The sequence below is a fragment of the Anaerococcus groningensis genome, from assembly GCF_046365465.1.
Lineage (GTDB): Bacteria > Bacillota > Clostridia > Tissierellales > Peptoniphilaceae > Anaerococcus > Anaerococcus groningensis.
The window spans coordinates 1-20,683 of sequence record NZ_JBGMEG010000012.1 but is presented as its reverse complement, the minus strand read 5'-3'; the positions used below and the strand labels follow the sequence as shown (position 1 = coordinate 20,683).

The 20,683-nt window shown below is 32.8% G+C and carries 16 protein-coding genes and 1 other annotated feature; of the genes, 1 reads left to right on the top strand and 15 read right to left on the bottom strand.

Annotated elements, in window-relative coordinates; translation table 11 throughout:
* Positions 1 to 4: 4 nt before the first annotated feature.
* From argH to AB9Q04_RS06145, 12 genes are all read right to left on the bottom strand, one after another.
* The gene (gene argH, locus AB9Q04_RS06200; protein ID WP_410024475.1) at positions 5 to 1,384 is read right to left on the bottom strand and encodes an argininosuccinate lyase; all 1,380 of its coding nucleotides are present in this window, start codon (positions 1,382 to 1,384) and stop codon (positions 5 to 7) included.
* Between the two features lies 1 nt (position 1,385).
* Positions 1,386 to 2,627: an argininosuccinate synthase gene (locus AB9Q04_RS06195; protein ID WP_410024473.1), complete on the bottom strand. Its 1,242-nt coding sequence runs from the start codon at positions 2,625 to 2,627 to the stop codon at positions 1,386 to 1,388.
* Positions 2,628 to 2,703: 76 nt separating this feature from the next.
* Positions 2,704 to 2,934: a binding site (T-box leader), on the bottom strand.
* Between the two features lie 60 nt (positions 2,935 to 2,994).
* The gene (locus tag AB9Q04_RS06190) at positions 2,995 to 4,155 is read right to left on the bottom strand and encodes an ABC transporter substrate-binding protein (RefSeq protein WP_410024472.1); all 1,161 of its coding nucleotides are present in this window, start codon (positions 4,153 to 4,155) and stop codon (positions 2,995 to 2,997) included.
* Between the two features lie 402 nt (positions 4,156 to 4,557).
* Positions 4,558 to 6,519: a sodium-translocating pyrophosphatase gene (locus tag AB9Q04_RS06185; protein WP_410024471.1), complete on the bottom strand. Its 1,962-nt coding sequence runs from the start codon at positions 6,517 to 6,519 to the stop codon at positions 4,558 to 4,560.
* Positions 6,520 to 6,699: 180 nt separating this feature from the next.
* Complete coding sequence (gene rpsR / locus AB9Q04_RS06180; protein WP_394011227.1) at positions 6,700 to 6,927, bottom strand: 30S ribosomal protein S18; 228 nt, start codon at positions 6,925 to 6,927, stop codon at positions 6,700 to 6,702.
* A gap of 21 nt (positions 6,928 to 6,948) precedes the next feature.
* Positions 6,949 to 7,500 (bottom strand): single-stranded DNA-binding protein, encoded by a 552-nt coding sequence (locus AB9Q04_RS06175; RefSeq protein ID WP_410024470.1) that lies wholly within the window; start codon positions 7,498 to 7,500, stop codon positions 6,949 to 6,951.
* Between the two features lie 3 nt (positions 7,501 to 7,503).
* Positions 7,504 to 7,788 carry a 30S ribosomal protein S6 gene (gene rpsF, locus AB9Q04_RS06170; RefSeq protein ID WP_410024469.1) on the bottom strand — a complete coding sequence of 95 codons (285 nt, stop codon included), beginning with the start codon at positions 7,786 to 7,788 and terminating at the stop codon, positions 7,504 to 7,506.
* A 96-nt stretch (positions 7,789 to 7,884) separates the two neighbouring features.
* Positions 7,885 to 8,832, bottom strand: coding sequence for a P1 family peptidase (locus AB9Q04_RS06165; RefSeq protein ID WP_410024467.1), 948 nt, complete (start codon positions 8,830 to 8,832; stop codon positions 7,885 to 7,887).
* A gap of 42 nt (positions 8,833 to 8,874) precedes the next feature.
* Positions 8,875 to 9,564, bottom strand: a complete 690-nt coding sequence (locus tag AB9Q04_RS06160) for a beta/alpha barrel domain-containing protein (protein WP_410024466.1) — start codon at positions 9,562 to 9,564, stop codon at positions 8,875 to 8,877.
* A 48-nt stretch (positions 9,565 to 9,612) separates the two neighbouring features.
* Positions 9,613 to 10,770: a nucleotide sugar dehydrogenase gene (locus AB9Q04_RS06155; RefSeq protein WP_410024465.1), complete on the bottom strand. Its 1,158-nt coding sequence runs from the start codon at positions 10,768 to 10,770 to the stop codon at positions 9,613 to 9,615.
* Positions 10,771 to 10,858: 88 nt separating this feature from the next.
* Positions 10,859 to 12,148 carry a dicarboxylate/amino acid:cation symporter gene (locus AB9Q04_RS06150; protein WP_410024464.1) on the bottom strand — a complete coding sequence of 430 codons (1,290 nt, stop codon included), beginning with the start codon at positions 12,146 to 12,148 and terminating at the stop codon, positions 10,859 to 10,861.
* Positions 12,149 to 12,255: 107 nt separating this feature from the next.
* Entirely contained in the window at positions 12,256 to 13,320 is a 1,065-nt protein-coding gene (locus AB9Q04_RS06145) for an alpha-glucosidase C-terminal domain-containing protein (RefSeq protein WP_410024463.1), read from the bottom strand.
* Between the two features lie 86 nt (positions 13,321 to 13,406).
* Between AB9Q04_RS06145 and AB9Q04_RS06140 the strand changes: the two genes are divergently transcribed.
* Positions 13,407 to 16,139 carry an ABC transporter ATP-binding protein/permease gene (locus AB9Q04_RS06140; protein ID WP_410024462.1) on the top strand — a complete coding sequence of 911 codons (2,733 nt, stop codon included), beginning with the start codon at positions 13,407 to 13,409 and terminating at the stop codon, positions 16,137 to 16,139.
* A 176-nt stretch (positions 16,140 to 16,315) separates the two neighbouring features.
* Here the strand turns inward: AB9Q04_RS06140 and AB9Q04_RS06135 are convergent, their stop codons facing one another.
* The 3 genes from AB9Q04_RS06135 to AB9Q04_RS06125 form a co-directional block, all read right to left on the bottom strand.
* Positions 16,316 to 17,482, bottom strand: a complete 1,167-nt coding sequence (locus AB9Q04_RS06135) for a M20 metallopeptidase family protein (protein ID WP_410024460.1) — start codon at positions 17,480 to 17,482, stop codon at positions 16,316 to 16,318.
* A 255-nt stretch (positions 17,483 to 17,737) separates the two neighbouring features.
* Positions 17,738 to 18,958, bottom strand: coding sequence for a YkvI family membrane protein (locus AB9Q04_RS06130; RefSeq protein WP_410024459.1), 1,221 nt, complete (start codon positions 18,956 to 18,958; stop codon positions 17,738 to 17,740).
* 137 nt (positions 18,959 to 19,095) lie between these two features.
* On the bottom strand, positions 19,096 to 20,331 hold the full coding sequence (locus AB9Q04_RS06125) for a YkvI family membrane protein (protein WP_410024458.1): 1,236 nt from the start codon (positions 20,329 to 20,331) through the stop codon (positions 19,096 to 19,098).
* Positions 20,332 to 20,683: the final 352 nt, after the last annotated feature.

Here is a 20,683-nt window from a genome sequence, read left to right as displayed (position 1 = left end):
TCCTCTAACTTTTTTCTTCTATCTTCTCTAAAACAAAATTTATTTGTCTTATCACTTCATCCTTAGCTGGGCCTCCAAGGGATGTTCTTTCATTGACACATTTTATTATATCAATTTCTTGATAAATATCTGCTTCAAATAAGTCTGATTCACTTTTATAGACTGATAAATCAATTTCATCTAAGGATTTATCATTGTCTATACCATATTTTACTAGTCTTGCAGAAATATGGTGGGCATCTCTAAAGTTTACCCCCTTATTTACCAAGTAATCTGCCACATCAGTTGCATTTAAATATCCATCCTTACAAGCTTTTAACATTTTTTCCTTATTTGCTGTAAGACTTGATATTTGCCCAGTCATGACTTCTAGGGTCATTTTTATAGTATCAATGCTAGAAAATATGGCCTCCTTATCCTCTTGCATATCTTTTGAATAAGCAAGCGGCAAGCCCTTCATCATTACAAAGGATTGGTTCATATTTCCGATAAGTCTTGCAGACTTACTTCTAATTAGCTCTGCCATATCAGGATTTTTCTTTTGTGGCATTATAGATGAGCCGGTAGAAAACTTATCATCTATTTTTACAAAATGATAAGGTTGGGATGACCAAATTATTAATTCTTCTGAAAGTCTTGATAAGTGAATGGCTATAATTGATAAAACTGACTGGAGTTCTAAAATATAGTCCCTATCACTTACGGCATCCATGGAGTTTTGCATGACAGATTCAAAACCTAATTCACTTGCGGTAAATTCTCTATCAATTGGATAAGTTGTTCCTGCTAGGGCACAAGCACCCAGTGGGGATTCATTTATTCTCCTTTTAGCATCTTCTAACCTTTCTAGATCGCGCAGACCCATCATAGCATAGGCCATCAAGTGGTGGGCAAAGGTTACTGGTTGAGCTGCCTGTAAGTGAGTGTAGCCTGGCATGATTGTTGCTGTATTTTCTTTGGCTTTTTCACAAAGACTATTTATATATTTTTTTAAAAGCCCAGATATTTCTATACTTTCATCTCTTAAATTAAGTTTTAAATCGGTTGTGACTTGGTCATTTCTAGATCTAGCTGTGTGCATTTTTTTGCCAACTTCACCAATTTCTTCAATTAGGGCTCCCTCTACAAAAGTGTGGATATCTTCACTTGTCAAATCTACTTTTAGTGTACCATCCATTATTTTTTGGTAAATACTCTTAAGGCCATTTACTATTTGGTCTGCCTCATCTGCTTTTAAAATTTCAGTTTTTTTTAGCATCTTAACATGAGCTATAGAACCATTTATATCATCAAAAATTAACCTCTGGTCTATTTTTATTGATGAATTAAATTCTTCTGCAAATTTGTCTAGGTCACCTGTTAGCATGCCACTCCAAAGTTTCATCTTAATTTTCTTCACTTTCTTTTACTGCTTTTGCATACATCTTTGTGCTAAGGCCAAATAAGTTTATAAAGCCTGTTGCATCTGATTGATCATATACATCATCTTCTTCAAAGGTCGCATATTCTTCTGAATATAAAGAATTTGTAGCATATATACCTGCTGGTTGCATAGATCCCTTATAAAGTTTTACTTTTACTGTTCCACTTACATTTTCTTGAGTTTTTTCTATAAAACTATCCATAGCTTCTTTTAAAGGTGTCATCCATTTTCCAGCATAAACTAAATTTGCATAGTCTAGGGCCATTTTTTGCTTATATTGGAGGGCATCTGGATGAACTGTGACTGATTCTAGTTTTTCGTGGGCGAAGTATAAAACACTTGCTGCTGGATTTTCGTAAACCCCCCTAGACTTCATCCCTACCATCCTACTTTCAACTATATCATCCACACCAATGCCGTGCTTACCAGCTAACTCATTTAATTTTTTAACTAGGTCTGAACCCTTTAGAATTTCCCCATTTAAAGCTATAGGTTTTCCTTTATCAAATTCTATTTCAATAGTTTCTGCTTTATCAATAGCTTTTTCTGCTGGAGTTACCCATTTAAGGATTTTTTCTAAATTTGCAGGACTTGCTGGGTCTTCTAAATCTAAACCTTCATGGGATAGGTGCCAAATATTTTCGTCCATGGAGTAATCTTCATCTTTTTCTACTTTTAGAGGGATTCCATGTTCTTTTGCATAGGCTTCTTCCTCACTACGACCTTTGATATCCCAAAATCTCCATGGTGCTATAACTTTTATTTCTGGAGCTAGGGCCATCATTGAAAGTTCAAAACGTATTTGATCATTTCCCTTACCTGTACAACCGTGAACTATAACTTCTGCCCCTTCCTTTTTTGCAATATCTACTAATACTTTTGAAATTAGTGGGCGAGCAATGGCTGTTCCTAGTAGGTAGACATTTTCGTATTTAGCACCTGCTTTTAAAGATTTAAAGGCATAGTCTTCTATAAATTCGTCCTCTACATTTATATTATAGAATTTGCTCGCTCCAGATGATAAAGCTTTTTCTTCTAGAGCATTTGGACTTTCTACTTGACCTAGGTCTACTGATACACAAATGACTTCTTTTACACTGTTTTCTCTTAGCCATTTTACGATAACAGATGTATCTAGGCCTCCAGAATATGCTAATACTACTTTTTCTGCTTGTTTTAATATTTCGTATTCATTTTTAATCATAATATTCTCCTTTTTAATTTTTTTTAAAATATAGTCATTTGTGTATTTTTTTAGCAATAAAAAAAGCTTCCATCCCAAAAGGGACGAAAGCTCGTGATACCACCCATATTTACTTATTTCTCACAAAATAAACCTCATCAAGTACAAATAATACTCTAACTCTATAACGGGAGTTCCCGAATAAATCTCCTTGTATCGACTTATTAGCTCAGAGGTTCTTTTCTTTACCTAACCACTTATCCCCTCTCACCATCTAGGATTCGCTTGAAGCTTTTTAGATAAATACTCTTCTCTTCAACACATTTTTAAGACTAATATTCTAATTAAGGACATTTTAACTTATTTTATTTGCTTTGTCAAATCTTTTTTATTTAATGTCGCTATCTTTTAAACCTAGGCTATTCCAGTATTTTGAAATAAAGTCATCTTTGCTAACTTCAGAGTTGATTATGCCAAGGTTTCTATAATCTTCAATTACTGTTTCTAGAGTCTTTTCTGTATCTTCTAGAGATACTGCCCAGTTATATGACTCCATCATTTCTACAGCTGTCTCAAAGTCTCCATCTGCCCAGTTGTTGTCAAATAATATTTGTGCAGCCTCTTCTACATTATTTTCCATCCACTTTTGAGTTTCTAGAACTGCTTCATTATAAAGTTTTGCCATTTGTGGATTTTCTTTTACAAAGTCACCATTTAGGGCATTTATACAGCAAGCTTCATTTTTAAAGTCTTCATCAAATGATAAAGATCTAATCCTTTTTATTGTGCCATTTTCTATAAACTGACTTGCGTATTCATCAGATAAGATAGCTCCTGCTAGCTCTCCACTTTCTAGCGCCTGAATTATAGCAGCATTATCTACTTGTCTATATTTAACATCGTCAACATCGATACCATCATTATTAAGGAATCTAATAGCTATATTATGGTCTGCACTACCAATTGCCCCTGGAAATCCTATTATCTTGTTTTTAAGACCTTTAGTATCGTTTATTTCGTCATTGTCTAGTACATATAAAGACTTACATCCTGTATGAGCTCCAGAGGCAAATACTGCATTTACTCCATTGATTGTAGGAGGAACAAACTTTGCAATGTGACCGATTGTTGCATCTGCTGTGTGGGTACCTATTGAATCAACATCACTTTTTACATTTATAAATTCAACTTCAAGGCCTCTTTTTTCAAATTCTCCACGTACATCTGCAATTCCTGGAGCACCGGTACATAGACCGCCATTGTAGGCAACTTTTATTGGCTTACCATAGTGTGGCTCATCTTCAATTTTGCCAGTTGTTTTAACTTCATTATCTGCATTTTCGTTATCTTTTGCTTCTTTGCCTGTTTCTTCTTCAACTGTTTGAGGATCTTTGTCATTAACATTTTCAGCTGATGTATCAGTCTTTGGATCACCTGCTGGCATTTCTGCTTGAGTTTCTTCTGGTTTTGTCTCTTGGTTATTATTTACACATGCTGTAAATGATAGGGCCATAGCTAATGTTAGTGCTACTTTTTTAAAATTGTTCATTTTTTCTCCTATTATGTATAATTTTTAGTTTTTTGCATAAAAAAACCTGTAAAAAATTTTTACAGGGCTGTCTCTTTTATAAAATTAATCCTTAAAGTATTTTACTTATAGATTACTTAAAAAAGAGCGCACCTTCCCCATTAGAAAGCAAACTTTCTCTATCAGTCCAAAGTGTGTACTAAGGATAATCCTATCTTTAGACAATCTATATAGTAAAATAATATATCAAACTGATTTTTAGCAAGTGTACTTAATTATTTATTATCATAATTTTGCTATAAATCAAATATATCACGTATGATATTAAAACATATATAAATATTGTTGTCAATAAAGTTTATTATTAGTAATAAATAAACATAAAAAAACGGAGGAAATTCCTCCGTTTTTATCTTCTACTTATTAGATAAATAATCCAGCAAATACTACTGAAACTATTGTCATAAGTTTTATTAGGATATTTAGTGATGGGCCTGAAGTATCTTTAAATGGATCACCTACTGTATCCCCTACTACTGCTGCCTTGTGAGCATCAGATCCTTTTCCGCCTTCTACACCAGATTCGATGTATTTTTTAGCGTTATCCCAAGCTCCCCCAGCATTTGACATAAAGATTGCCATCATAACACCAGTTACTAAAGCTCCTGCTAGTAATCCACCTAGAGCATAAGGCCCAAGGATAAATCCGACTAAGATTGGTACTAATATTGCAAGTACTCCTGGGATAATCATTTCTTTTAGAGATGCTGATGTAGAAATATCTATACAGTTCGCATAGTCTGGTTCTTTTTCCCCAGCTAATATTTTATCATCATCTCTAAATTGTCTTCTAACTTCTTCAATCATTTGGCTAGCTGCTTTTCCTACTGAGTTCATTGTTAAAGCTGAGAATAGGAATGGTAGCATACCACCAATAAACATACCTGCAACTACTCTACTATCTAGGATAGAGATTGCTTCAAGGTTGATTGATTCTGAGTATGTGATAAATAATGAAAGTGCAGTTAAAGCTGCAGATCCAATTGCAAATCCCTTACCAATAGCTGCTGTTGTGTTACCAATTGAGTCAAGTCCATCTGTTATATCACGTACACTTTCTGGTAGGTAACTCATTTCTGCGATACCACCAGCATTATCTGTTATAGGACCGTAAGCATCAACTGTTACTGTTGTTCCTGTAATAGAAAGCATACCTACTGCTGCAAGAGCAATACCAAATACTCCCATAAGGTTAAAGGCAACCATGATTGCAATAGCTATTACTAGGATTGGGAAAACTGTTGAAAGCATTCCTGTTGAAAGACCAGCAATAATGTTTGTTGCAACACCTGTTGATGATTCTTTAGAGATATATTTTACGTGTCTATATTTATCTGATGTATAGATTTCTGTTAATAGACCGATTAAAATACCTGCAACTAGCCCTGTAATAACTGCAAGTGCTGCACTGTAGTTACCAAAGTATTTATTTGATAATACTAGTGCACCAATTAATACGATAGCTCCTGAAATATATAATGTACGCATTAATGATTTTTGTGGATTAGCGTGTTTTCCAGCAAGGAAGATGATTGATGCAACAATTGATGCAGCAATACCTATAGATGCTAGGAAAAGAGTAAATTGTAAACCAGCTTCTTCAAAATAAACTAATCCAAGAGTCATGGATGATATAATAGCACCAGCATATGATTCAAATAAGTCAGCTCCCATACCAGCAACATCCCCAACGTTATCTCCTACGTTATCAGCGATAACCGCAGGGTTTCTTGGGTCATCTTCTGGAATTCCAGCTTCTACTTTACCAACAAGGTCAGCCCCAAGGTCAGCTGCTTTTGTGTAGATACCACCACCAACACGAGCAAATAGCGCTACTGATGATGCTCCTAGTGAATAACCCATTAGGATTGTTGGGTCTTTAAAGTAAAGGAAAGTTAAAATAATTCCTATAAATCCTAGACCGGTTACAGCCATACCCATTACTGCTCCACCAGAAAATGCTACTTTTAATGCACCATCTTGGCCATCTTCGTAAGCTTGGTTTGCACATCTTACGTTACTTGCAGTAGAAACTCTCATTCCTATAAATCCTGCTAGCATAGAAAGAATAGAACCTAGTAGGTAGCAGATCATAATTTTTACATCTAAAAATACTGCTAGTAAGATTGCTACTATAACTACAAAAATTGCAATGTATTTATACTCTCTTTTTAGAAATGTCATTGCACCATCTCTGATATAGCTTGAGATTTGTAGCATACGTTCATTACCAGCTGATAATGGATTAATTCTTCTTGTGATTGTCACAATCATGAAAAGAATTGCTAGTATTGCTACTATCAAAGATAAAATCTCTACAGACATATGTCCTCCTTATAAAATTTTCTATATTTATATTGTAATATTAATGTTAAAATATTACAATTATAAACCACATTAAATATTTTTTATAATAAAAGGACGCCAAAGAGATGCAAGTCTGCATTAACTTTTAGCGTCCTATTTATCGCTTATTGAATTTGTTTTATATTTATAATCTAATTATTAATTTTCTTCGTATGGTAATAATGCAACTTGGCGAGCACGTTTGATAGCACGTGTTACTTCTCTTTGGTGTTTTGCATTAAGACCTGTTACTCTTCTAGGTAGGATTTTTCCTCTATCAGAGATAAATCTTTTTAAAGTTTCTGTATCTTTGTAATCGATCACTTTTGAAGGATCTTTTACAAATGGATCAACTTTTCTTCTTGGTTTATATCTTCTTTGAGCCATGATGTTCCTTTCTTAATATTTCTAGAATGGAATCCTTCCATCATCTTCTATTTCAGTGAAATCATCATCAAAGAAGTCATCATCACTATCAAAGCCAGCTTGGTTTTGATTGTAAGAGTTATTGTTGTAAGAATTGTTTCCTTGATAGCCAGTTTGTGAGTAGTTATCATTGCCATAATCCTGGTTATCACCATAATTAGGGCTATAATTTGAAGAACCACCTTGGTTATCTTGACGAGAACCTAAAAATTCTACGTTATCTGCAACAATATCTGTTGTATATACTGTTTTTCCTGTTTCTCTGTCTTGGTAAGATCCTGTTTGGATTCTACCTTCAACAGCACATTGACTTCCTTTTCTTAAATATCTTTCACAATTAACAGCTTGAGGACCCCATACATTTATACGAATGAAATCAGCTGTTGGACGATTTTGAGATTCTGCTTCTTGCCTTCTTTCTCTACTCATACGCTTATCAACAGCTAGAGTAAAGTTTGCAACTGATTGGTTTGATTGAGTATATCTTAGTTCTGGATCGCGTACTAGTCTTCCTATAAGTGTTACTCGATTCATTGATTAGTCCTCTTTTCTGATAACCATGTATCTGATTATGAAATCTGAAAGTCTAAGTCTTCTTTCAAATTCTCTGATATGATCAGGTTCTGATTTAAAGTTTACGATATAGTAATAACCTTCTTTAAGATCATTAATTTCGTAAGCCAATCTTCTTTTACCCCAATCATCTACATCAGAAACTTCACCATTTTCAGAAATAATTGCTTTAAATCTTTCTAATAGTTCAGTTCTATCTGTATCTTGCATATCAGCTTTGAAAATTAAAACTGCTTCGTAATTATTCATCTTTTCACCTCCCTATGGTCTATGACCCCGTTAATTACTTACGGAGTAGAGTGTTTACCGATATATTTTACTACTACCTATAGTATTAGTCAATACTTATATGTGACTTTCTTGAGTAAAACCTTCATTTAAGCTATAAATAGCATTGGCTATGGCACGGCTCATAGCATTTGCTGCCATAACACCTACAAGATTTATATCTGATTTTATTTCGTTAGTAGAAAGAGCAAAAACTGTATCCCCATCAAAGCCAGTGTGGACTGGATTTATTGATCTTGCAAAGCCATCATGGGCCATTTGAACAATTTTTTTAAGTTTTGTTTTATCAAAACTTGCATTGGTCGCTACTATGCCAATAGTTGTATTTTTGTTGGCAAGTCCTGAGAAATCTTTTATTATTTGCCCCATAAGGTCGGTAGTTTTTAACATTTTATTATCTTTATTAGGTCCTGCTATTTGCTCACCCTTTTCATAATCATATATATCTCCAAAAGCATTTACAGCTACTAGGGCCGATACTTTTAGATCTCCCTTATTAAGGGTAGCTGATCCAAGACCTGCTTTCATAATATTTTCCATGCCCAAAATTTTGCCAACTGTTGCTCCAGTTCCAGCTCCTATTATTCCCTGGCGATTTTCATTCAATGAAGCATTTTTATAGGCTTTTCTTCCCATTTTTTTATCTGGTCTTATTTTAGGATTTTTATAGGCTAGGTCAAATAATACTGCTTGGGGCACAATGGGTACTAGGCCTACTCCAACATCTAAGCCATAACCATCTTCTTCTAAAGCTTGCATAACTCCACTTGCCGCATCAAGTCCATAGGCAGAACCTCCACTTAAAATAAGCGCATTTACACTATTTACTGTATTTATAGGATCTAATAAATCTGTTTCACGACCTCCCGGGGCTGATCCCCTAACTTCTACTGCACAAGTATTATTTGCTGGTGGAATTAAAACTGTAAGGCCAGTACCCGCCTTAAAATTTTGTGCATGACCTATTTTAATTCCATCTATGTCTGTAATATATCCTTTATACATAAGTCTCCTTTAAAAAAGACCCCCGCTTGGGAGTCCTAAAAATTATTGGGCAACATCTTCGTTTCTGTACTTATCCATCATTTGTCCAAACACTTCTGAGCTTGATGGTGGTGTATAAGAAATAGCATTGGCCCCAGCTTCTATTGTTTCTAGGATACTTTCCCCAGTTTTGCCACCTGTGGCAATAATTGGGAAGTTTTTACCTATGTCTTTTCTTATTTCTCTTACTAAGTCTGCAGTATATTTGCCACCTGATACGTTTAAAATCTCTGCACCAGCTTGGATTTTGCCTATGTAGTCATCATTTATTGTCGTTACACTTGCTATAACTGGCACATCAACAAATCCCGCTATTTCTCTAATGTCTTTATTTGGCATTGGAGAATTAACAACTACACCATAGGCCCCAGATAGTTCTGCATCTATGGCTACGTATTTGGAACGAAGACCTTGGGTAGTTCCTCCACCAACTCCTATAAAACACGGTACATTTGAAACGCTTAATATAGCATCAGATATAGAACTTTGCGGCGTATATGGATAGACAGCCATGATACTATCGGCATTTGAGTTTCTAATTATTGCAAGGTCTGTTGTAAAAAGTAATGATTTGATTCTTTTTTCAAAAATCATAATCCCTGATGCCTTATAAATCTCTTGGGGAACTTTTATAAAAGATTTTCTAAGTTTAGAGTGCACCAAGGGTATATATTTTTCTTTTTTCTCACTCATAAAGCCCTCCTATTCATCACTTTCTATTCTTACCCACGTAGATTCTTATCAATCTTTGTTAAAAACGTCTCTGGTATAGACTTTTTCTGCCACATCTTTTAATTCTTCATCCAGCCTATTTGCTACTATGATATCAGAATTTTTAAATTCATCTAAGTCATTTACCACTTTTAGACCTTCAAAGTACTCATCATCTACATTTGGTTCATAGATGATAACTTCGGTTTTATCTTTAATATTACTTATTACATCAAAAATAGCTGACTTTCTAAAGTTATCAGAATCTTTTTTCATTACTAGTCTATAAATACCTACAGTTTGTGGATTATCTTTTAAAATCCTATCACTTATATAATCTTTTCTTATTTGATTGGCATCTATAACTGCACCAAACATAGCATTTGGTACATTTTCAAAGTTTGCGTAAAGCTGCTTGCTATCTTTTGGTAGGCAATATCCACCATAGCCAAAGGAAGGATTGTTGTAATAATTTCCTATCCTAGGATCTGTAGATACTCCCATAATAATATCTTTTGTAGAAAGACCTTTCATTTCCGCAAAGGTGTCTAGTTCGTTAAAATATGAAACTCTCATAGCCAAATAAGTATTTGCAAAAAGTTTTACAGCTTCAGCCTCTGTGGAGTCCATAAATAAAACTTCCGGATTATTTTTAGCTTCATTTTTGTATAAATCTGCAATTTTTTGACTTGATTTACTATTATCACCTACAATTATTCTAGATGGGTTTAAACTATCATAAAGGGCCTTACCTTCCCTTAAAAATTCTGGAGAAAATATAATATTTTTACAATTATATTTTTCTCTTTGACTCTCCGTATATCCTACAGGAATAGTTGACTTAATTAAAATTGGTAAATCTTTATTTTCTTTTTTAATATTTGCTATAACATCATCTACAAAGCTAGTATCAAAGTATTTTGTATCCTCATCATAATTAGTAGGTACTGCTATAATAGCAAGCTCACTATCTGATAAGTGCTTTTGATAATCCCTTGTAGCTAATAAATTTAAATTTTTCTCTTTTAGATATGTAATTATCATCTCATCGCTTAGGGGTGAATTTTTATCATTTATCAAATCTATTTTATTTTGATCTGTCTCTATCCCTATAACTTCATTTGACTGGCTAAGTAGTATGGCATTAGCAAGACCCACATAACCTAATCCAAAAATTATAATTTTCATAAACTCTCCTTAAAATAGTTAAGATTATTTTACAAGAAAAGTTATTTTTTACAATAAAAAAGCCTGGCGATTGCCAAGCTTTTAAATTTTATGCTCTATTAAATGCTTCTCTATTTAATTTATTTTCGCTTGCAGCAACTATTAGGGCTGATGAGTTTGCAGCTGTAACATTTGTAGCTGTTCTACCCATATCTGCAAGAGTTGAAATTGGAGCAAGAAGCACAACCATTTCAAGTGGCAAGCCCATTGCAGCAAATAAAGCTGTTGTAGTAATTGTAGCTGTTCCTGGTACTCCTACTGTTCCTAGTGAAACTAAAAGGGCAACTAGAATTAATTTTGCATATTCTGTTGGTCCCCAAGCAAGGCCCATAACATTTGCAACAAAGATTGCATTTATTACTGGCCAAAAACCTGCACAACCTGGCATACCCATGGTTGCACCAAGTGGAGCTGTAAATGATGCAATTTCTTCAGATACACCTTGTTTTTCAGTTAAATTTTCAACATTTGCTGGAATTGCTCCCATAGATGATTGAGTTGTAAAACCAATCATGGTTACAGGCCATACTTTTTTAAAGTAGGTAAGTGGGTTTACCTTAGCAAAAGCTGATACAAGGATACCTGTTCCAAGGAAAATGTGGATGGCTGATGCAACATAGTTTAATACCAAAATTAAAATAAATGGAGCAATAGCTGTGGAATCCACCCTACCAACAGCATTTGCCATTAAAGCAAGCACTGCATAAGGAGTGAGGCTTGTAATCATACTTGTAAGTTTAAAAATAACTTCTGCAAATGAATTTATAAAATCTGCAAAAGGGCGCACTGTTTCTTCTTTACCAGACTCAATAAGTCTTAAGGCAGCTACACCAACTAAAACTGAAAATATAATGATTGGTACGATTTGTCCTTCAGCTGCATTTGAAACTATGTTTGAAGGGAAAAAGTTTGTGATAGTTTCAGCTACTGTTGGTACTTCCTTTATTTCAGAATCAACAGGTACATCAAAGTGTACACCTTGGCCAATTTTGAAAATAGCTGCAAGGATAAGTCCAACTACAGATCCCATTACATTGTGTAAACTTAAAATGCCAACTGATTTTAAACCAACTGATCTAAGTTTTGTAAGACTTCCTGTATTAAGCATGGTTCTAACAATAACTGTTAAAAGTAATGGAATAACCATTGCATAAAGTAATCTTGCGTAGATACTACCAAAAATTGATACATACTCAGTGCTACCTCTAAAAATAAATCCTAAAATAAGGCCTGCGATAGCACCAGTAATTACTCTTATACCAAATGACATATCACGTTTTTTCATTTGGTGGAGTATATAAAACAATACTAGAGTTACTAGTACGGCAATAAATTGCATAAAATCCTCCTATAAAATTTTATTATGACAATTATAATTTTAACACTTTAATCTAGAAAACACAAATGTTTTTATAAAATATTTTATAAATATAATATTCTTATAAATTATTTTACAAATGTTACAAATTCATAGGGCCTTAAAAGAAGATTTTTTACAATCCTGCGCCTGCCATAATTACCTATAAGGTAGGTAAAATCATTTATATCTATAAAATGAAATCTAATATCAGCTAATATTTCCTTTTGAGTAAAGTTTGCAAAAACTATTACTTTTTGATTTTCATAGGTCCTTACAAAGGCAAATATATCTGGATCTCTATTAAAAATTTCTCTATAGGTTCCTTGGCTGATTGCCTTATTGTTATTTTTAATTTTTATAAGTTCTTGGTAAAAATCATATGTCTTATTAGTTTTATCTAACACCTTATAATCATTGGTATAAGTGGAATTATCAAATATACCGAGTTCTTCAAAATTTTTTAAAAGAAAGCTTCCCTTTAAGAAAAAATTAACTCCAGCAAGCAAGATCCTCGTTAAAAATGGAAAATTTTCATTATTTGTAAAGCTTGCTAGGACATTGTCAGTTGAATAAACTTCTCTTACATTTTCTCTATGGATATCAGAAATATATTTTTTAGCAGACAAAAGATTTTCCATAGGCGTTTCTAAGGATTTATTATAAATGTAGGAAAAATTACTATAATCATCTGATGCTAAATATTTTTGGTAGGCAAAGTCATCTGTATCGACCTCTCCTATGCTGACAAGATTTTCATCACCAAGAGTATTTTTACTAAGCTCCCTTATATAAAAACTAGGATTATTGACAAATAATTTTTCAAAATTAGTAAAATAAAAACCTGTTAGATTATACTTTTTTAAATAGTTGATAAATTGATAAAAGGCCTTACGAATTTTGGGATTGTCCCAATTTATTTTGCTATCAAGGTCTAATAGTAGAGTAGATATATTTTTAACATCTATATTTACCATTAGTCTAATATCTTCTCTTAGCAAAATATCATTTATCTTTAAAACTTTTTTAATAATTTCTTCATCTACTTTTACAAAAGGATTTATTAAAATAGCATTTATCCCTAGCTTTTTGTAATATTTGGTTTTGCTAATAATCTCTAATTTATTTTCTTTATAAATTACTAAATTTCCCATATTTACCCCTCTAAAATATATTACATTTTAGTTTAGTTTTGACAAATTTAAAGGTATAATAAGATGATTACAGAAAGAAGGTATAAATGTTAACTTTAAAAAATATATCTAAAATTTATAAGACAGGAGAGTTTGAGCAAAAGGCCCTAGATGATGTTTCCATATCCTTTAGGCAAAATGAATTTGTGTCTATCCTCGGACAATCCGGAGGAGGAAAAACTACTCTTTTAAATATAATCGGTGGTCTAGATCATTACACATCTGGTGACCTTTTAATAAATGGTAGATCTACAAAAGATTTTACTGATCATGATTGGGATTATTATCGTAATGTCTCAGTAGGTTTTGTTTTCCAATCCTACAATCTTATTAGCCACCAAAGTATTTTATCAAATGTAGAGCTTGCCCTAACTTTATCTGGCGTTTCCAAGGACCAACGAAAAGAAAAAGCTAAAGCTGCTTTAGAAAAAGTAGGGCTTGGTGAGCATATAAATAAAAAACCATCAGAACTATCCGGTGGGCAAATGCAAAGAGTTGCCATAGCCCGTGCTTTGGTAAATAATCCTGATATTGTCCTTGCCGATGAACCAACAGGGGCCCTTGATACAGAAACTAGCACGCAGATTATGGATTTGCTAAAAGAAATTGCCAAAGACCGCCTAGTAATAATGGTAACTCACAACCCAGAACTTGCAGAGACTTATTCAACTAGGATCGTCCGTATCAAAGATGGGCAAATAATTGGAGATAGCAATCCCTACCAAGAAGAAAATGAGCAAGACAATTTTAAAACTAGAAAAATAAAACTGGGCCTGCCCACAGCTGTAAACCTATCCTTTAACAATCTTTTAACCAAAAAGGCCAGGACACTTTTGACAGCCTTTGCAGGATCTATTGGTATTATTGGCATTGCTCTCATTTTATCAATCTCAACTGGGGCCAATGACTTTATAGCCGATAGCCAAAGAAAAGCTTTGAAAGCATATCCTATCCAGGTTCAAAAAGAATCATTTGACCTAGGAAATGTACTTACACCACCAAAGACTGAAGAAAAATCACATAAAGATGACAAGGTCTATGGAAATAATTTTATCTTAGAAAGAAGGAGTGAGTTATCCTCAAATGTAAGAGAAAATAACCTGACTCCCTTTAAAAAATATATTGAGAATAATAAAGATAAACTAAATGATTCTATAGGAACTAATTTCATATCTTATCTATACGATATGAACTTTGATATATATGTAAAAGATCCAAATGGCGAGATAATAAATACAAATGGAGATGACTTTGAAACTAACAACAGAGCGCCCTTATCTCAGTTTTTAAATCCTAACCAAGATAACAAAAACTTTAGCCAACTTATCACAAACAAAAATGGCAAAATTAGCACAATTATTACCGATGAATACGAAATAGTCGAAGGTAAATGGCCAGAAAATGCTGATGAACTAGTCTTATTTTCAGATTATAACAACGAAGTACAAACATCAAGACTCTATGAATTAGGTCTGTTGCCAGCAAAAGAGTACAGAGAATTTTTAAATAAAATTGATAATAATGAAGATGTAGATATAAAAGAACATTCTCTAGAACCAAGTAAAATTATCGGCCAAGAATACAAATTTGTAAGCCCATCTGACTATTATGAAAAAGAAGGTTCTAGCTTTGTAAATGTCAAAGACGACGAAGTAAAAGTTGATGATGTAGTTAAAAATGGGGTTTCTGCAAAGATTGTTGGTATTGCTAAAAGAAAAACCGATGATGACAATCAAGTAGTAAATGCTCCTATCGGTTTTACCGAGGGTCTTACAGACATGATGATTGACCATGCCAACGAGTCAGAAATTGTAAAGGCTCAAATAGATAATAAAGAAGTTAATGTATTAAACAATATCAAATTTAAGGCTAGCAATGAAGATGAAAAAATAAAGTCAGCTAGGTATTTCTTAGAAAACCTAACTCAAAAAGATTCTCTAGCCTTCACTACATGGCTGATGAGAAATAAACCAGAAATAGCAGAAGAAGCTCAAAAAGCAGCTGAAGAAAAACAAAAAGCTGCAATGGCTAGCGGTTTATCTATGCCTCAAGCAGCAAATGTAGAAGACTCACAAGTAAATGATGAAAACGCCCTAGCCCAATACATCCTTGAAAAAAATGATAAAGAGGCTACCCTAGATATTTATGATGAATTTGTAGCTGGCAATTCTTACAACAAAAACCTAGAAGACCTAGGAGTTGTAAGCAAGGATGCACCAGCAGAAATTGATATCTATGTAGAAAACTTTGAAAATAGAGAAAAAATCAAAGGCTTTATAGATGATTACAATAAAGGAAAAGATGAGAGTGAAAAAATTTCTTATAGCGACATCATAGGGCTAATAACAAAGTCTGTAACCGATATAATAAGTGCAATTTCTTATGTTTTAATCGCCTTTGTAGGAGTAAGCCTTGTGGTTTCATCAATCATGATAGGTATCATTACCTACATTTCAGTATTAGAACGTACCAAAGAAATAGGAATTTTAAGATCAATTGGTGCCAGCAAATCTGACATTAAAAAAGTGTTTATGTCAGAAACCTTTATCATAGGCCTACTTTCAGGATTAATCGGTGTTGGAGTAACCATGCTTTTAAATATCCCAATTACAAATATAATTAGAAACTTAACAGGAGTAGATTATATATCAGCCACCCTACCAGCTGAAGCTGGAGCAATTTTAGTACTAATTTCAGTTCTACTAACCCTAATTGCAGGCATCATTCCATCAAGTATGGCAGCCAAAAAAGACCCAGTTGAAGCACTTAGAGAAGAATAAAAAAAGTTTATAAAAAATAGGTAAAGTACTGGTAATTTTTTAAGACTCATCAAATTAAGTTTGAAATAGTTACTAAAACTATAGATTGGGCCTATTTTTATAAGTAAAATTCAAATTTAAAAACTTCTTAAGACTTAGTAATCTTAAGAAGTTTTTTGTTGTACTTTTTATTAAATTTATTGGTCAAAATATTTTTTAGTGTAATTAATAAAATATTCTGAACCTGTTTTTAATACTTTTTCATCTATAATAAATTTGGAGTTATGATGAGGATGGTCTTCCCCTTCTACTTTTGCTCCTAAAAACATCATTGCTCCAGGAATTTCTAAAAGATATTTTGCAAAGTCTTCTCCACCCATGCGTGGCTTGCTAGCTACTACTTTATCTTCACCTACAATTTCCTTTAGAACATCATAACCAAGGTCTGCCGATTCTTTTTCATTTATAGTAGCTGGCGTTCCAAAGTAATACTTGAAATTATAGCTAGCTCTATTAGCCTCACATACTCCTTTTACAATTCTTTCTATGATTTCAGGGAATTTTTCTCTTAGGTCATTGTCAAATGCCCTTGTTGTTCCTAGTAATTCAGCTGAATCGGGAATTACATTTTCACTATTACCTGAGTTAAAAGAAGTTACTGATAAAACCATAGGGCTTGTAGGCGAGATTTCTCTTGATGAAATATTATTTAGATTTTGAACTAAAAGAGATCCTATACTTATCGGATCTACAGTATGGTCAGGCTCTGATCCATGGCCGCCCCTTCCTAGCACTTCTATTTTAAAAGTATCAGCTGAGGCCTTGATTGGTCCTTCTTTTATTGATGTAAATCCTGATTCTAAGGCGCTACTTATATGAAGGGCAATAATCCTATCTACACCTTCTTTTTCTAAAATTTTTTCTTCCATGACATGCTTTGCTCCAGAATCTTTTATAAATTCTTCTGCAGGTTGAAATAATAATACTACCTTTCCTATCTCATCTTTCATTTCTTGAAGTTTTTTGGCAGCTCCTAAAAGAATGGCTGCATGAGTATCATGGCCACAAGCATGCATCACTCCATTATTTTTTGATTTAAAATCAAGGTCAGTTGCTTCACAAATAGGAAGGGCATCTATATCAGCTCTGATAGCTAAAACTTTGCCCTGCTTTTCTGGATTAATAATACCAAGTACACCAGTTTTAACAATTTTTTTGGCACTAATCCCTAATTTTTCTAGTTCATTTAAAATATAGTCTGAGGTATTTTCCTCTTGCCAGCTTAGTTCAGGATTTTCGTGAAAGTATCTTCTGTGTTTAATAATATAGTTTTCTAAGTCCTTATCTACGTATCTATTTGTCATTTTTTTCTGCCTTTACCTCTAATTAAATACTTATAACATTTTCTTTCAATATTGTTGTTACTTACAATGTAGATTTTACAGTCTAAATCCTCCTCTACATATTACTAAGCATTATACTTTTAGTAATAGTATAATACAAAAATATTAATAAATATTTAAAGTATTTTACTTACTGGAAGATATAAAAGATTTTTAAATTAGAATATGACTTAAAAATAAAAACTGTGTAAATTAATTTACACAGTTTTTGTAAGATTATTTTTCTAATTCATCTTTTATAATTCTTTTTATTTCATCATTATTTACAGGTGCATTATCTAAAAGCTCTTTTAGTTTATCTTGATCTTTGTCTGTAAACTCTTTATCATCATCTATTTTTTTACTAATGTAATGTTTGATATCTTTTCTTTCTCCCTTATCTTTTTCAATATCATCTTTTTCTTTAAACCAATTTACTAGGAGTAAGACCATTACAATCATACCAACATATCCTATAATGGGATAAAGATCTGCTACAAGCTTTTTAAAACCAGCAAAACTTAAGACAAATCCTGCTAATGTTATAATAACTAATATTATTTTAAGTCGCTTTTGATCTCCTTTAGAAAATCTTCGAGCCAATGCATAAAAAAGAGATATTGCTGTATTAAATACCATGGCAAATATTAAAACTGCCATAAAGAATCCCAGAATAGGACTTATATCTGAAATTACATAAAGCATTGGTATATCTAAATTACCAACCTCATCTACTCTTATAAATAAAGTAAGTGAAATTAAAATACCAAGTAAGCCTGCTATAGCTCCTCCAAGTAGTCCACCCTTTCCAGCTTGTATCGGATTAAGCTCTTCTCCACCAAGGACAAGGCCCATTGATACTCCTGTCATAAGGCATACTCCGTAGTAATTAAATATTGCTAAAACTACATTATTTATATTTGATGGAAGACTTTTAGAAATAGTGTCTAGCTCGCTCCAATTTGGATTGTAATTTTTAAGTGTATATATACCAGCTATTAGTGCAAAAATAATTATTACTGGGGTAAAAGACCCAATTATTTTAGTAACTTTCTTAAAATCTTGAAAACCTACTAATATAATAAGTCCTGCACACAATACTTGACCAATCCAAGTTGGTATATCAAAAGCCTGTTTTAAGTTGCTACCAGCTCCTGCTATCATTACAAATCCTACTATAAAACAAGTCAATATAATGGCTATATCTATAAATTTACTTAAATATTTATTAGTAATATTAGAAAATACGTCTGAGTGATTATCTGCTAGGTAATGAGATCCTAATTCTAATAGAATACCGCCAAAAATAGTATGAAGAATCCCTACTATACCTATACCAATTAGACCTGGTATTCCAAGAGAGATGAAATATTGAAGTAGCTCCTGACCTGAGGCTAGACCTGCCCCAGTTACTATACCTACATAGGCAAGCATTATAGTTAAAGTTTTTTTATTCATAATTCCTCCACAAACTATCATACTAGAATAAAGTATTTTAATCAAAATTTGCTTATTTTAATACTTATACATATTAGATTAATCTTCTATTTAAAATTTTATAAAAAAATAAGCCATCCAAAGATGGCTTATTTTCTTTAATCCTCTTCTAGTTCGCTTCTTGCAAAGTCTTCTGCAACTTGCTCTATTTGTTCGTTATCTATATTTGATCTTTCTATTAGTTTTTCTAATCTTTTTTCATCTTCTTTACTAAAGTCTTCATTATCATCTACTTTTTTTTTCATATAATGGCTAATTCCTAACCTTTTATAGGATTCGTATTTTATGGCAGATCTTTCTTTATACCAGGCTGCTACTAATACTATCATCATAAGGATGCCTACATATCCAATTATCGGGTAAAATATTGAAACTAATTCTTTAAATCCACCAAAGCTTAATATAAAACCGATTAGGGTTAAGCCTATTAAGAATATTTTAAATCTTTTTTCTTCACCTTTGGAAAACCTACGTGCTAGGGCATAAAATAGGGAAATTCCTGTGTTAAATATCATTCCAAATATTACTAGAGCCATTAGGACTCCTAAAATAGGGTTTATATCTTCAATGATATATAGCATTGGTATATCAAGCTTGCCTACTTCATCTACTCTTATAAAAAGTGTAAATGATATTAAAATGCCAAGCATACCTGCTATCGCTCCACCTAATAGTCCACCTATTCCTGCATCTTGGGTATTTAATTCTTCTCCACCTAAGACTAGCCCCATGGAAACTCCACTCATCAAACACATTCCATAATAGTTAAATGTGGAAAATATTACACTGTTAAAATTTGATGGCAATTTCATGGCCATATTATTTAATTGATTCCAATTTGGATTATAATTAAAGAATGTGTATAAGGAACCTATCAGTGTAAAAATAATTATTAGTGGTGTAAAAGACCCTATAATTTTGGATACTTTTTCAAAGTCTAGCATTCCTATTATTATTATAAGACCTGCACATATAACTTGGCCAATCGATTTTTTAATGCCAAAGGCTTCATTTAAATTTGATCCAGCTCCAGCTATCATTACAAAACCTATTACAAAGCAAGTAAATATTAGGGAATAATCCATAAATTTACCCATGTACTTATTGGTAATTTCTCCAAATACTTCTGAATGATCTGTTGCCATATAGTGAGAGCCTAGTTGTAAAAGTACTCCCCCTATCAATGTATGTAATAATCCTACCACACCTGCTCCAATTAGACCTGGTATACCTAATGAAACAAAGTACTGTAGAAGTTCCTGTCCTGAAGCAAGCCCTGCTCCTGTAACTACTCCTACATAGGCTAACATTATTACTAGTGATTTCTTATTCATATTTCCTCCATTATGTATAGTATACTTTTTTATAGAAATATGTAAATTATAATTAATATTTTAAAATTTGATTAAAGTAATTTAAAGTAATTTGTATTAATTTTTTACTATTTGTTATAAAGTCTTTAATAAATTTGCATAAAAAAAGAGCAAGCCTAAGCTTACTCTTTTAGTTTATTAGAATTGTAATTCTCTTAAAGAGTCTGAAACTCTTCTCGCTTAGTTTTTCGGACTCAGCATGTAGCCTGTCCGGCTAGGTGAGGACCTTCGTCTCGAAAATGAAAATTTTTTCAGATTTTCCACCCAAAATGCTGGGACTATTTTACGATTTTTGTAACAACTCCTGATGCTA

What these genes read in the sequence shown, in the direction of transcription:
- AB9Q04_RS06185 (WP_410024471.1), bottom strand. Translation starts at nt 6,519, where the DNA reads ATGTCTGTAGAGATTTTATCTTTGATAGTAGCAATACTAGCAATTCTT.
- AB9Q04_RS06145 (WP_410024463.1), bottom strand. Translation starts at nt 13,320, where the DNA reads ATGGGAAATTTAGTAATTTATAAAGAAAATAAATTAGAGATTATTAGC.
- rpsF (WP_410024469.1), bottom strand. Translation starts at nt 7,788, where the DNA reads ATGAATAATTACGAAGCAGTTTTAATTTTCAAAGCTGATATGCAAGAT.
- AB9Q04_RS06130 (WP_410024459.1), bottom strand. Translation starts at nt 18,958, where the DNA reads ATGAATAAAAAAACTTTAACTATAATGCTTGCCTATGTAGGTATAGTA.
- AB9Q04_RS06125 (WP_410024458.1), bottom strand. Translation starts at nt 20,331, where the DNA reads ATGAATAAGAAATCACTAGTAATAATGTTAGCCTATGTAGGAGTAGTT.
- AB9Q04_RS06165 (WP_410024467.1), bottom strand. Translation starts at nt 8,832, where the DNA reads ATGTATAAAGGATATATTACAGACATAGATGGAATTAAAATAGGTCAT.
- AB9Q04_RS06155 (WP_410024465.1), bottom strand. Translation starts at nt 10,770, where the DNA reads ATGAAAATTATAATTTTTGGATTAGGTTATGTGGGTCTTGCTAATGCC.
- argH (WP_410024475.1), bottom strand. Translation starts at nt 1,384, where the DNA reads ATGAAACTTTGGAGTGGCATGCTAACAGGTGACCTAGACAAATTTGCA.
- AB9Q04_RS06140 (WP_410024462.1), top strand. Translation starts at nt 13,407, where the DNA reads ATGTTAACTTTAAAAAATATATCTAAAATTTATAAGACAGGAGAGTTT.
- AB9Q04_RS06195 (WP_410024473.1), bottom strand. Translation starts at nt 2,627, where the DNA reads ATGATTAAAAATGAATACGAAATATTAAAACAAGCAGAAAAAGTAGTA.
- AB9Q04_RS06190 (WP_410024472.1), bottom strand. Translation starts at nt 4,155, where the DNA reads ATGAACAATTTTAAAAAAGTAGCACTAACATTAGCTATGGCCCTATCA.
- AB9Q04_RS06135 (WP_410024460.1), bottom strand. Translation starts at nt 17,482, where the DNA reads ATGACAAATAGATACGTAGATAAGGACTTAGAAAACTATATTATTAAA.
- AB9Q04_RS06150 (WP_410024464.1), bottom strand. Translation starts at nt 12,148, where the DNA reads ATGCAATTTATTGCCGTACTAGTAACTCTAGTATTGTTTTATATACTC.
- AB9Q04_RS06160 (WP_410024466.1), bottom strand. Translation starts at nt 9,564, where the DNA reads ATGAGTGAGAAAAAAGAAAAATATATACCCTTGGTGCACTCTAAACTT.
- rpsR (WP_394011227.1), bottom strand. Translation starts at nt 6,927, where the DNA reads ATGGCTCAAAGAAGATATAAACCAAGAAGAAAAGTTGATCCATTTGTA.
- AB9Q04_RS06175 (WP_410024470.1), bottom strand. Translation starts at nt 7,500, where the DNA reads ATGAATCGAGTAACACTTATAGGAAGACTAGTACGCGATCCAGAACTA.